Raw genomic sequence first — 12,011 nt, forward strand, 5'->3', positions numbered from 1 at the left:
TATATGAAACTAAGACTTATTTTTTTATTTATGATAATATCCTTTGGTCAATTACAAGCACAAAATGAAGTTATCTCTCTTTGGAAAATCGTCCCAAATAGCATAGAAACTAGCGAAGAAGAATTTATAGAACATGGAGATATTATTAAAATATCTAAAGTTAAAAAACCAACATTAGAAATTTATGCTCCATCCAAACGAAATGCAACAGATAAGGCTGTTCTTATTTATCCAGGTGGAGGTTATACTATGTTAGCCTATGATTGGGAAGGCACTGAAATTGCAAAATGGTTTAATAGCAAGGGAATTACTGCTTTTGTTCTAAAGTATAGATTACCAAATTCTAAGTCTCAAAAAACTCCCAATGAAGCTCCTTTGCAAGATGCTCAAAGAGCGATGAGATGGGTTCGTTTTAATGCTGATAAATTCGGTATTAATCCAAATAAAATTGGGGTAATCGGTTTTTCTGCTGGCGGACATTTAGCCTCAACTTTGGGCACTCAGTTTGATACTGATAATAATTTTAAAGAAGAATCTATAGACACCATTTCTGCAAGACCAGACTTTATGGCTTTAATTTACCCCGTAATTACGATGAAGGATGATTATACACATAAAGGTTCTCGAAATCAATTGATAGGCAAAACACCTACCAAAGAATTAATAGAACAATACTCTAATGAGTTACAAGTTACAGAAAATACACCTCCTACTTTTTTAGTGCATTCTTCTAATGACAATGCAGTGCCTGTAGAAAACAGTATACAGTTTTACAAAGCTTTAAATGATAAAAAAGTAAAAGTAGAAATGCATATTTATCCTTATGGAGGTCACGGTTTTTCTTTAGCAATAAATCAAAAAGGTTATTTACATACTTGGTTAGATAGATTAGACGATTGGCTAAAAACCATGTAGCTTTAAATTATTTTTTAAACTCCAACTTTAAAAATGAACAAGAAAATTATTTCTTTTTAATAATTTAGAAAAATTAAATGCTTTATTCTATTTGGAAAAAAGAGCGTCCATTTATTTTTCAATTTCGTACTATTAAATCTTTAAAATGGACTATAAAGAACCCATACCTTCAATATAAATTTCAAAATATTTTTATATAAGCGATTTATTTATGTATTATATAATTTAACTATATAAAAATTACTAAAATCTCAACAAAAATCAGTTTTAAAAACCTCAAGAAACAAGTATCTTTGTGCTCTTAAAATAAAAAAAATGCCAAAAATTTCATCTGTAAAACATTCCGAATTTGTACTTATTGGAGGTGGTATCATGTCTGCAACATTAGCCATCTTACTTTTTGAAAAATTTCCTGGGAAGAAAATAACCATCATAGAAAAGCTACCTACAATAGCCCAAGAAAGTTCTGAGGCTTGGAATAATGCAGGTACTGGACATGCTGGGAATTGTGAATTGAATTACACTCCAGAAAAAAAAGGTGTTGTAGATATTACAAAAGCCATCAGTATTTCGGAGCAATTTACAGAAACTTATAATTTTTGGAAAGACTGTGAAGAAAAAGGCTATATCAACAATTTATCAAAATGTATAAGCGAAGTTCCACATCTTAGTTTTGTTAGAGGAAAAAAAGACGTTGCTTTTTTAGAAAAGCGTTATGAGGTTATAAAAGATAACCCTCAATTTAAAGGAATGCTTTTCTCTAAAGATAAAGAACAAGTAAAAAAATGGCTCCCTTTAATGATGGAAGGAAGAGCAGATAAAGAAGAAATTGCTGCTACCTTTTTTGAAAAAGGATATGATGTTAACTTTGGTGAAATTGCAGAACAAATATTTCGTTTCTTAAAAAAACAAGACAACGTAGAATTATTAAATCATAGTAACGTTAACAACATACAAAAGTCTAAAAGAGGTAATTGGGTAGTAACAATAAAAGGGCAAAACGTTGTTAAAAGTTGGATGCTTGCCTCTAAATATCTTTTTATTGGAGCTGGTGGAGGTACATTGCCTTTATTAGAGAAAGCAAATATAAAAGAAGCAAGAGGTTATGGAGGTTTTCCTATAAGTGGTCTATGGTTGCGTTGTACCAATCCTGAAATTATAGAAAAGCATAACGCAAAAGCTTACGGTAAAGCAGGACGTGGTGCACCACCAATGTCTGTTCCTCATATGGACTCTAGAATGATTAACGGTAGAAAAGAATTGTTATTTGGTCCTTTTGCTGGCTTTACAACTAGATTCTTAAAACACGGTTCTATGTTCGATTTACCTAGATCTGTAGAGTTTGATAATATTATGAGTTTGTTAGGTGCAGGTTATCAAAATTTACCGCTTGTAAAATACTTAATAAAACAAGTAAGATTATCTTTTAAAGATAGAATGGAAGAATTAAGAGCTTTTTATCCTGAAGCAAATAATGACGATTGGAAAACTGTAATTGCTGGACAACGTGTTCAAATTATAAAAAGAAATAAAAAAGGGTTTGGTAAATTAGAATTTGGAACAGAAATAATAATTTCTGAAGATAAAACAATTGCTGCTCTTTTAGGCGCTTCACCAGGAGCATCTACTTCTTACTCTGTAATGAAAGAAGTGTTTGACAAAAGTTTTAAATAGGTCTTAAATTATAAAATTCTTTTAAAAAGTGCTATGATAAAATGTTTTGGAGGCATTTTAAGTATCACTTGTAAATCTTCAAAAACAGAAGTTTCTTCATCTAAAAATTTTAATATTTTTTTAGGTGAAGAACGTTTAAATAAATTTGAGAAAAGAAAAGATCCTATATGGTTTTTTTCACTTAAAATATCTAATAACAATAAATCATAAAACCAGAATTTATTTATTTTGTGAAATTTTGGTGATGGTTTATTTTGTTTTAAATGATCAATTAAAAGGATTGTTTTTTTATTGATATTATTAAAAGTAAAACCTGTACTCGCTTTAGACCAGCCACCTGCAGTACCAATATTAATAATATTTTTTGAGTTTTTATTCCAAAATTTATAACAGGTCATTGGTATTAAACCTTGCTCTTTTTCAATAATTTTATAATTGATAATATTTTTACTTTGTAAATATTTTTCTATTTCTGTTTTATAAATATTATAAGCTAATAAATCTTTAGAAAACAAAGTATACTCAAACAATGCTTCTTTTTTATTGTAAGGAAGTATATACATAAAACGTGTATTTCCTTTTTGTGCAACCGTAAAATCCATAAAAGTTGCTGCACTATCATCAAAAGAATCTTCTTCTGTTTGTATAAAAAAACCAACAAAATGTTGTCTTAAAACAGGGTATTTAGACTGTTTTTTATAATCATCACTCAAAATACTATTAAGTACAGTTGGTGTTTTTAAAACCTTATTTTCTGTTATTACCTCTGCCTCGGAGGATAGTTGATTAATATTAATAACACTTTCTTCAAGAAAGGAAATATTTGTTTTTAATGCTATTTGATTCCATATTTTTAGATAAAAATCTTTACTACGAATCATTTTATATTGATAAGGAGCAATACTTTCTATCTTGTTATAAATAGCACTCTTAAATACAATCTTTTTCCAAGAAGTAGTTAAAATATCATTCCATTCGCCATCTTGTTCTTCCCAATAACACCAAGTTTTATCATTAACTTGCTTTTTTACTTCGTCTACAATCAATATAGATTTGTCATCAAAAAAAGAATCTTTAGACATCCTATAAGCCATCATTAGGCCAGATGCTCCCCCTCCAACAATTATGTAGTCGTAATAATTCAAAATAGAGATATAATAGTGTGTTTAGTAAAAATTGAAGTAATTAATTAGTTTAAAAACCTTAAAGTTTTGGTTTTTTAAAATATTTAAAAGGGACAAATAACATTCCAAAACATTCTCCTTCTTCTTTACCTAAATGCTTGTGGTGCATTTTATGAGCTTTTCTCAAGCCTCTTAAATAACGATTATTAGTATGTTTAAACCATTTAAAACGTTGGTGAATTAAAACATCGTGCACTAAAAAGTAGGCTATTCCGTAAAACAGAATTCCGAGTCCAATAAAAAACAGAAACGTATACTCTGTATAGGTACCAAAGTAAAAAAGTAAAATACTAGGTATGGCAAAAACAATAAAATAAGCATCGTTTTTTTCGAATACACCTTGGTATTTTGGCTGATGATGATCTGCGTGTAAATACCAACCAAAACCATGCATCACAAATTTATGCGTAACCCATGTAACGCATTCCATAAAAAGAAAAACACCCAAAGTAATTAGAACAAAGATCATTAAATAATGTTTAATTTATATTTTACGTAACTTCTAGCTAACAAATTTATTTTCATCGGATTCGATATACGAATTCTAGTATCCATAATTTTTTCTGACGGAACATCTTTTAACTTCTTAAGCAGTCTTTTATAATATCGATATGCCATATAAACTCCAAACTTTGCTTCGACAGGCAATTTAAGAATTCCGTTTTGATAAGCAAATTCAAAATCTGCTTCAATTTCGTCAATAATCAACTGTTTAGAAGATGCGTCTAATTCTCCTAAATTTATATTCGGAAAATAAGAACGATTCAACACTTCAAAATCATCTTTTAAATCACGTAAAAAATTTACTTTCTGAAAAGCAGACCCCAAACGCATTGCAGCATCCTTTAATTCATCAAATCTTTTATCATCACCATCAACAAAAACCTTTAAACACATTAACCCAACTACATCTGCAGAACCATAAATATACGCATCATATTCTTCTTTAGTTTGATATTCTGTTTTAAACAAATCTGCTTTCATACTTTTTAAAAAGGCTTGCACCATTTCATCTGGTATTTTATATTTAAGAACAGTTTGCTGAAAAGAATTTAAAATGGGATTTAGACTAATACCAAGCCCTTTTGCTAGATAATAATCTCTTTCAAAATGTTCCATTAAAAGTTCTTTATTATAATCATGAAAAGAATCTACAATTTCATCTGCAAAACGGACAAAACCATAAATATTATAAATATCTGTTCTAATTTTTGGAGATAACATATTTACAGCCAAAGAAAAAGAAGTGCTGTATTTTTTTGTAACCAACTTACTGCATTCACTAGAAACGCTATCAAATAGTTCTTTCATAATTATAGTTGATTTTTAAAGATTAATTCTGATGCAATTTTTCCAGATATTAAAGCAGGAGGAACCCCAGGACCTGGAACAGTTAACTGCCCTGTAAAATACAAATTTTTTATTTTACTACTTTTTATTTTTGGTCTTAAAAAAGCAGTTTGTAAAAGTGTATTTGCCATTCCGTATGCATTTCCCTTGTAAGAGTTGTATTCACTTTTAAAATCATTTACACAAAAAGACTTTTTAAACAACACATATTTTTTTACTTCTTGATTTGTTAATGCCTCAAATCTATCCATAATTTTATGGAAATACTCTTCTCTTAGTTCTTCTGTATCTTCTATTCCGGGAGCTAAAGGAATTAAGAAAAAACCAGCTTCTTTACCTTCTGGTGCAGAAGTTTTATCTGTAATAGAAGTGAAATTTGCATAAAAGAGAGGATCTGTTGGCCATTGTGGATTATCATAAATCTCTTTTGCATGAGCATCAAAATCGGTATCAAAAAACAACGTGTGATGACTTACATTTTCTATTTTTTTATCAAACCCAACATAAAACAATAAAGAAGATGGAGCAAAGGTTTTTTTCTCCCAATAATTCTCTGAATACTGTCTTACATTTTTATCTAACAAAGTTTCTGTATGATGATAATCTGCTCCACTTAAAACTAAATCCGTTTTAATTTCCTTTCCATTTACCAATAAACCAGTTACATTTTTAGAAGTATCAGTTATAATTTTTTCAACATTGGCATTCGTTTTAAACGTTACCTCTAAACTTTTAGCCAAAGAAACCATACCTTCTATAACGGTATACATCCCTCCTCTTGGGTGCCAAGTTCCTAATCCGAAATCTGCATAATTCATAAAATTATAAAATGCAGGTGTATTATTAGGCTTTGCTCCTAAAAACAAAACAGGAAATTCTAATATCTTAATTAATTTTTCACTTTTTATATCTTTTCTAACTTGTTTTCTTATGGTTGAAAAAAACTGAGAAACTCTTGCAATAGTTGTTGTATTTACCAATTCTAAAGGAGAAACTCCTGGTTGATATACCAAATCTTTTATGGCAGTATCATAATTAGATTTTGCTGAATCTAAAAAAGTTTTTAAATGCTTAGCACTTCCTTTTTCCTCATCTTCAAAAAGTTGATAAATTTCTTTTAATTCGCTGGCTATTTTAACGGATGAATTTTCTCCGAAATAAACTTCGTAACCAGGATTTAATTTATCCAGCGTATAATAATCAGATGGTTTTTTATCAAAATCAGCAAAAAAACGCTCAAACACATCTGGCATCCAATACCAAGATGGCCCAATATCAAAAGTAAAACCATCTTTTTTATACTGTCTTGCTCTTCCTCCTAAAGTATCGTTTTTCTCTAAAATAATAACTTCATAACCTGCTTTTGCTAAATAACAAGAAGCTGATAAAGCAGAAAAACCCGATCCTATTATATAAATTTTCTTCTTCATTTTTAATTTTGTTTAACAAATATACAATTTTATTAAACATAAAATTGAAAATATAAAATTATATCACCTTTAACAAATCAGTTATAGTGTTATGTAGGTGAATTTGTGGACTTAAATCTAGGTGTTTAACCTGATTTACTTTCTGACCAATAGCTACAAATGTTTTACCTGAATTACGTATCATAACATCTATTTCTTTAAAATAATCTTCTATTTTATCATCATATGGTTTAATAGTTAAAGAAGTAATAAAACAAATTTCATTATCACTTTCTAAAAAATAATCCAAATTGTTTAAAGGCAAACTTTGCCCTAAGTAAATGGTATGAGCTCCTCTTAAAACAAGTTCGTAATTTAAATATAAAAGTCCAATTTCATGAATTTCATTTTCTGGCAAAAACAACACATACGTTTTACTTGATTCAGAAATATCGAACTGTAGTTTTTCTGTATTTATAAGAATTTTCTGAACAATTAAATTAGAAATAAAATGTTCATGAGCTGGTTTTAAAGTATCCGTTTGCCACAATAAACCTACATCATTTAAAAAAGGAATAAAGACTTCTTGAAAAATTTCTTGAAAAGTTTTTTCTTCTAAAAGCTTTTCATAAACATTGTTAAACAAGCGTTTATCAAACTGAAACATCGATAGTTTTAGAGCATTAATAGATTCGTCATTTAAAGATGTTTCAAAAGCTAATGCTCTAGTTTGCAAAATTAACTCTTCATCAGACATTTTTGAAATCTTAGAAATCTTAATATCATTATTATTTAATAAAACAATATTTAGAAGTTTCTGTAAATCTTCATTTGAATAAAAACGAATATTTGTTTCGCTTCTTTTTGGCTCTAAAAGATTGTACCTCTTTTCCCATATACGGATTGTATGTGCTTTTATTCCTGAAATATTTTCAAGGTCTTTAATGGTAAAATCCAATTTAATATTGTTCAATGTATTTTATTTTTAGTTCAACAAAGTTAAAGAAAAAACAAAGAATAAAATATTTTTTATTTAAAATGTAACAATTTATACTTTTACCCTACTAATAGGTAACTAACTAATTTACACAAGTGCAAAAAGATTTAGAGAAAAATTTTTTATTGGACTTTGAAGAAAATCAAAATATTGCTCATAAAATTTGTAGAATTTACACTACAAACCAAAGTGCTCATAATGATTTATTTCAAGAGATAACCATTCAGCTTTGGAAAAACTACCCAAAGTTTAGAGGAGATTCAAAATTTAGCACTTGGATGTATAGAGTAGCTTTAAATACAGCAATTTCGTTGTATAGAAAATCTACAAGAAGAGTTAAAACACAAGATATTAGTGATTTTGCTTATAAAATAAAAGCGACGGATTATGATGATACAGAAGAGGTACAATTAAAAGCACTGTACCAAGCGATTCATCAATTGAATGATATTGACAAGGCGTTGATATTTTTATATCTTGAAGACAAACCTTACAAAGAAATTTCTGAAACATTGGGGATTTCATCTGTAAATGCAAGAGTAAAAATGAATAGAGCAAAAGAGAAATTAAAAAACATTTTAAAGCCATAACAGCATGGATTTATTAGATAAATATAAAAAAACGTGGGAAAATCAACCAGAAGAAGGAAATAAATTTTCGTCTGTTGATATCTACAAAATGGCTAAATCTAAGTCATCATCTATTGTAAAGTGGATCTTTATTATTGGTATTTTAGAATTTGTAATTTTAAATTCTATGTACTTTTTCTTAGATATGGAAGAAGCATATTTAGAATATGAAAAAATTGGATTAATGAATTTTGTTTATTATTCTCAAGTTTTAGCATATGTAATTTTGTTCTATTTTTTAGTAATGTTCTATAAGAATTACAAAAGTATTTCTACCATTGATTCAACTAAAAAGTTGATGAAAAAAATTCTTAAAACTAGAAAAACAGTAAGAAACTATGTGATATTTAACTTAGGTTACATGGCATTAATGATGATTATTGTAATGGTAGCAGAAATAAATTTTAAGTTTGAAGATTTAGAAACCAAGCAAATATTTTTAATAATTCTCTTAACTCTAGTTATTACATTGGTAATATTAGGTGTCTTATGGCTCTTTTATCAATTGCTATATGGAATTTTATTAAAAAAATTAAACAGAAATTACAAAGAATTAGCTAAATTAGACGAGCCTAATTAATTTGTATTATGAAAAAATATGTTCTCTTTTTATTTTTAAGTTGCTCTTTTACAATGTTTTCTCAAGAAAACACTGATTTTTGGGACAATGTACAGTTTGGTGGTGGTGTAAGTATGAGTTTTGGTTCGCAAACTACCATTGGTATTTCTCCGAGTGCCATTTATAATTTTGACAATGGTTTTGCTTTAGGAACTGGTTTAACCTATATATATAGTAAATACGAAACAACAAAAACTAATGTTTATGGAGCGAGTATTATTTCTTTATACCAAATACCTAATATAGGTATTCAGCTTTCTGGAGAATTTGAACAATCTTTTGCAAATATTTCAGAAAACTCAAATAGTACATCAACAAGTTTTCCTGCCTTATATTTAGGTGCAGCTTATAATACTGGTCGTTTTGCTGTTGGTATAAGATATGATGTTTTATACGACAGCAGAAGCGTTTATGCCTCTGCTTTTTCACCAATTGTCCGTTTTTACTTTTAAAAGTTTTTCAATTCTCTTAAAAGAATTTCATGCATTTCCGCTGTGTAATCTAAATGCGTAACAATTCTAATTCTTCCTTCGCCCATTGGCGTTAAAAGAATGTTTTTTGACTCCATTTTTTTAATAAACTTCTCTGCTCCTATTTTTGCATCAACATAGAAAATTACAATATTAGTTTCTATCGGTTCTACTTTAGTAACATAAGAAACCGATTCTAAAACAACACCTATTTCTTTTGCTCTTTTATGATCTTCAGCCAATCTTTCTACATGATTGTCTAAAGCATAAATTCCGGCTGCAGCTAAAAAACCGACTTGTCTCATTGCACCACCCAATAACTTTCTAATGCGCAAAGCTTTTGCTATATGTGCTTTAGAGCCTAATAAAATAGAACCAATCGGTGCACCTAATCCTTTAGACAAACAAATAGAAATTGTGTCAAATAATTCGCCATATTGTTTTGGAGTTTCATTTTTTGCAACCATGGCATTAAATAAACGTGCTCCATCTAAATGAAAAGCTAAATTATTTTCTTTCGATATTTTCTGTAATTTTTCTAATTCAGAAAAATCCCAACAAGCTCCTCCTCCTTTATTTGTAGTATTTTCTATACAAACCAAACTTGCAAATGGCGTATGAATACCAAATCCTTCTGCAATAGCTTCTTGTAATTGTGCTGCTGTAAACATTCCTCTTTGACCATCAATTAACTTACAAGTTACTCCAGAATTGAAAGCTGCTCCTCCACCTTCGTAATTATAAACATGTGCATATTTATCACAGATTAATTTATCTCCAGGTTGGGTATGTAATTTTATAGCTGTTTGGTTTGCCATGGTTCCAGAAGGAAAAAACAAGGCATCTTCCATTCCAAATATTTCAGCTGCTTTTTCTTGTAAAGCATTCGTTGTTGGATCCATTTTAAAAACATCATCACCAACTCTTGCATTCATCATTGCATCCAACATTCCCTTTGTTGGCTTGGTAACAGTATCGGAAATTAAGTCTATTATCATTACTTATTCTAATTTTTGATAAATCTATAAAATAACTATCATCTTTTAAAACAAGAATTCTTAAAAATTCATTTATTTTTGTTCAACCTATGATTACACAAGAACAACTTAAAGATATTGCCGAAAGAATTGAAAAGTTAAAATCTTATTTAGAGATTGATAAAAAACTGATTGAAATTGCCAATGAAGAAGAGAAAACGGTAGATCCAGATTTTTGGAACAATCCTAAAGAAGCAGAGATTTTTATGAAAGAGCTTCGTTTAAAGAAAAATTGGGTAGAAGACTATCATAAAACTATCACTTTAAGTGAAGATGTAAATGTCTTATACGAGTTTTACAAAGAAGGCGAAGTTGAAGAAGCAGAAGTTGTAGAACAATTTGAAAAAGCAAGTACATTTTTAGAGGATTTAGAGTTTAAAAATATGTTATCCGACGAAGGAGATGTATTATCTGCTACCATACAAATTAATGCAGGTGCAGGTGGAACAGAAAGTTGCGATTGGGTAGAAATGTTGTCTAGAATGTACACTATGTGGGCAGAAAAGCAAGGTTATAAATTAAAAACACTTAATTACCAAGCAGGTGATGTAGCTGGTATTAAAACCATAACTATAGAAGTAGATGGTGATTATGCTTTTGGTTGGCTAAAAGGAGAAAATGGTGTACACAGATTGGTACGTATTTCACCTTTTGATTCTAACGGAAAGCGTCATACCACCTTTGGCTCTGTCTATGTTTTTCCTGTTGCCGATGATTCTATAGAAATAGAAATTAATCCGGCAGATATAGAAATTGTAACCGCGCGTTCTAGTGGTGCTGGCGGACAAAATGTAAACAAAGTAGAAACCAAAGTTCAGTTAACGCACAAGCCAACCGGAATTCAGATTTCTTGCTCAAACTCTCGTTCTCAGCACGATAATAGAGCAACAGCTCTAAAAATGTTAAAGTCGCAATTGTACGAAATTGAATTACAAAAACAGCAAGCCACAAGAGATGAAATTGAATCTGGAAAGCTAAAAACAGAATGGGGAAGCCAAATTAGAAACTACGTAATGCATCCTTATAAGTTGGTAAAAGATGTAAGAACTGGTCACGAAACAGGTAATGTTGATAATGTAATGAATGGCGATATAAATCCGTTTTTAAAGTCTTATTTAATGTTAAATGGACAGAAATCAGTTAGCAGTTAGCAGTGGCAGTGGCAGTGGCAGTTTAAAAATAATAAAAAGCTATTTCCTGCTAGGAATTTATCTTGAGCTAAGTCGAAAGATTATATCTTTTTTTAAGAAAAATAAAAAAAGGATGCCATTTCAATCAGGGCTAAACTAATTTGCAAACGAATAGCAAAACTTTTAAACTTAAAAATAATGATAAAAATATACCACAACCCACGTTGTTCTAAATCTAGACAAGGGGTAGAAATTTTAGAAAACTCTAAGAAAGAATTCGAAATTGTAAAATATTTAGAAGAAATTCCATCAGAAAAAGAACTAACAGAAATTATTAAAATGTTAAACATCTCTCCTATTAAGTTAGTTAGAAAAACAGAAAAAATATGGAAAGAAAACTACAAAGGAAAAGAGTTATCTGACAAGGAGATTATCAAAGCAATGATAGAGTATCCAAAGCTAATAGAACGCCCAATTGTTATCAATAATAACAAAGCAGTTATTGGTAGACCTCCAGAAAATATTAAATCCATAATTTAAGCTTAACTTTTTTGTGTTTTGTTTAACTTTTCTTTAACTACTTCTAATTAAACTTAG

Annotated in this window: 13 protein-coding genes; 7 read left to right on the forward strand and 6 right to left on the reverse strand. The window is 29.2% G+C overall.

The genetic code is table 11. The annotated features are described in order from the left end of the window. Nucleotides 1-3: 3 nt before the first annotated feature. Together GQS57_RS13840 and mqo are read left to right on the forward strand one after the other, a co-directional pair. Nucleotides 4-915: an alpha/beta hydrolase gene (locus GQS57_RS13840; RefSeq protein WP_165733449.1), complete on the forward strand. Its 912-nt coding sequence runs from the start codon at nucleotides 4-6 to the stop codon at nucleotides 913-915. Between the two features lie 315 nt (nucleotides 916-1,230). Then, on the forward strand, nucleotides 1,231-2,589 hold the full coding sequence (gene mqo / locus GQS57_RS13845) for a malate dehydrogenase (quinone) (protein WP_165733450.1): 1,359 nt from the start codon (nucleotides 1,231-1,233) through the stop codon (nucleotides 2,587-2,589). An 8-nt stretch (nucleotides 2,590-2,597) separates the two neighbouring features. Here mqo and GQS57_RS13850 read toward each other — a convergent pair whose 3' ends face one another. Genes GQS57_RS13850 through GQS57_RS13870 form a run of 5 tightly spaced genes read right to left on the reverse strand, consistent with a single transcriptional unit; the run spans nucleotide 2,598 to nucleotide 7,505 of the window. Next, nucleotides 2,598-3,734, reverse strand: a complete 1,137-nt coding sequence (locus GQS57_RS13850) for a lycopene cyclase family protein (protein WP_165733451.1) — start codon at nucleotides 3,732-3,734, stop codon at nucleotides 2,598-2,600. A 58-nt stretch (nucleotides 3,735-3,792) separates the two neighbouring features. Continuing rightward, nucleotides 3,793-4,242, reverse strand: coding sequence for a sterol desaturase family protein (locus tag GQS57_RS13855; protein WP_165733452.1), 450 nt, complete (start codon nucleotides 4,240-4,242; stop codon nucleotides 3,793-3,795). Then, nucleotides 4,242-5,084 (reverse strand): phytoene/squalene synthase family protein, encoded by an 843-nt coding sequence (locus GQS57_RS13860; RefSeq protein ID WP_165733453.1) that lies wholly within the window; start codon nucleotides 5,082-5,084, stop codon nucleotides 4,242-4,244. The genes GQS57_RS13855 and GQS57_RS13860 overlap by 1 nt, the downstream gene beginning before the upstream one ends. Nucleotides 5,085-5,086: 2 nt before the next feature. After that, the gene (locus GQS57_RS13865; RefSeq protein WP_165733454.1) at nucleotides 5,087-6,553 is read right to left on the reverse strand and encodes an NAD(P)/FAD-dependent oxidoreductase; all 1,467 of its coding nucleotides are present in this window, start codon (nucleotides 6,551-6,553) and stop codon (nucleotides 5,087-5,089) included. A gap of 58 nt (nucleotides 6,554-6,611) precedes the next feature. Further along, on the reverse strand, nucleotides 6,612-7,505 hold the full coding sequence (locus GQS57_RS13870) for a MerR family transcriptional regulator (protein ID WP_165733455.1): 894 nt from the start codon (nucleotides 7,503-7,505) through the stop codon (nucleotides 6,612-6,614). Between the two features lie 119 nt (nucleotides 7,506-7,624). Between GQS57_RS13870 and GQS57_RS13875 the strand changes: the two genes are divergently transcribed. The 3 genes from GQS57_RS13875 to GQS57_RS13885 are packed head-to-tail and all read left to right on the forward strand — an operon-like array spanning nucleotide 7,625 to nucleotide 9,229. Next, nucleotides 7,625-8,119, forward strand: a complete 495-nt coding sequence (locus GQS57_RS13875; RefSeq protein ID WP_165733456.1) for an RNA polymerase sigma factor — start codon at nucleotides 7,625-7,627, stop codon at nucleotides 8,117-8,119. Nucleotides 8,120-8,123: 4 nt separating this feature from the next. Continuing rightward, the gene (locus tag GQS57_RS13880; RefSeq protein ID WP_165733457.1) at nucleotides 8,124-8,738 is read left to right on the forward strand and encodes a hypothetical protein; all 615 of its coding nucleotides are present in this window, start codon (nucleotides 8,124-8,126) and stop codon (nucleotides 8,736-8,738) included. Nucleotides 8,739-8,746: 8 nt separating this feature from the next. Next, on the forward strand, nucleotides 8,747-9,229 hold the full coding sequence (locus GQS57_RS13885; protein ID WP_165733458.1) for a hypothetical protein: 483 nt from the start codon (nucleotides 8,747-8,749) through the stop codon (nucleotides 9,227-9,229). On the opposite strand, the gene GQS57_RS13890 is transcribed toward GQS57_RS13885, so the two are convergent. Further along, on the reverse strand, nucleotides 9,226-10,245 hold the full coding sequence (locus GQS57_RS13890) for a low specificity L-threonine aldolase (RefSeq protein ID WP_165733459.1): 1,020 nt from the start codon (nucleotides 10,243-10,245) through the stop codon (nucleotides 9,226-9,228). The two genes, GQS57_RS13885 and GQS57_RS13890, sit on opposite strands and share 4 nt — an antisense overlap. Nucleotides 10,246-10,334: 89 nt before the next feature. Between GQS57_RS13890 and prfB the strand changes: the two genes are divergently transcribed. Together prfB and arsC are read left to right on the forward strand one after the other, a co-directional pair. Beyond that, nucleotides 10,335-11,435, forward strand: a complete 1,101-nt coding sequence (prfB, locus tag GQS57_RS13895) for a peptide chain release factor 2 (RefSeq protein ID WP_165733460.1) — start codon at nucleotides 10,335-10,337, stop codon at nucleotides 11,433-11,435. 177 nt (nucleotides 11,436-11,612) lie between these two features. Continuing rightward, nucleotides 11,613-11,954, forward strand: coding sequence for an arsenate reductase (glutaredoxin) (gene arsC, locus GQS57_RS13900; RefSeq protein WP_165733461.1), 342 nt, complete (start codon nucleotides 11,613-11,615; stop codon nucleotides 11,952-11,954). Nucleotides 11,955-12,011 lie beyond the last annotated feature (57 nt).

It is taken from the genome of Polaribacter sp. 20A6 (assembly GCF_011378915.1).
Taxonomy (GTDB): Bacteria; Bacteroidota; Bacteroidia; order Flavobacteriales; family Flavobacteriaceae; genus Polaribacter; species Polaribacter sejongensis.

Bases quoted from the DNA above. Each gene is read 5' to 3' on its own strand.
- GQS57_RS13840 (WP_165733449.1), top strand. From the start codon at position 4: ATGAAACTAAGACTTATTTTTTTATTTATGATAATATCCTTTGGTCAA.
- mqo (WP_165733450.1), top strand. From the start codon at position 1,231: ATGCCAAAAATTTCATCTGTAAAACATTCCGAATTTGTACTTATTGGA.
- GQS57_RS13855 (WP_165733452.1), bottom strand. From the start codon at position 4,242: ATGATCTTTGTTCTAATTACTTTGGGTGTTTTTCTTTTTATGGAATGC.
- GQS57_RS13860 (WP_165733453.1), bottom strand. From the start codon at position 5,084: ATGAAAGAACTATTTGATAGCGTTTCTAGTGAATGCAGTAAGTTGGTT.
- GQS57_RS13865 (WP_165733454.1), bottom strand. From the start codon at position 6,553: ATGAAGAAGAAAATTTATATAATAGGATCGGGTTTTTCTGCTTTATCA.
- GQS57_RS13880 (WP_165733457.1), top strand. From the start codon at position 8,124: ATGGATTTATTAGATAAATATAAAAAAACGTGGGAAAATCAACCAGAA.
- GQS57_RS13885 (WP_165733458.1), top strand. From the start codon at position 8,747: ATGAAAAAATATGTTCTCTTTTTATTTTTAAGTTGCTCTTTTACAATG.
- GQS57_RS13890 (WP_165733459.1), bottom strand. From the start codon at position 10,245: ATGATAATAGACTTAATTTCCGATACTGTTACCAAGCCAACAAAGGGA.
- prfB (WP_165733460.1), top strand. From the start codon at position 10,335: ATGATTACACAAGAACAACTTAAAGATATTGCCGAAAGAATTGAAAAG.
- arsC (WP_165733461.1), top strand. From the start codon at position 11,613: ATGATAAAAATATACCACAACCCACGTTGTTCTAAATCTAGACAAGGG.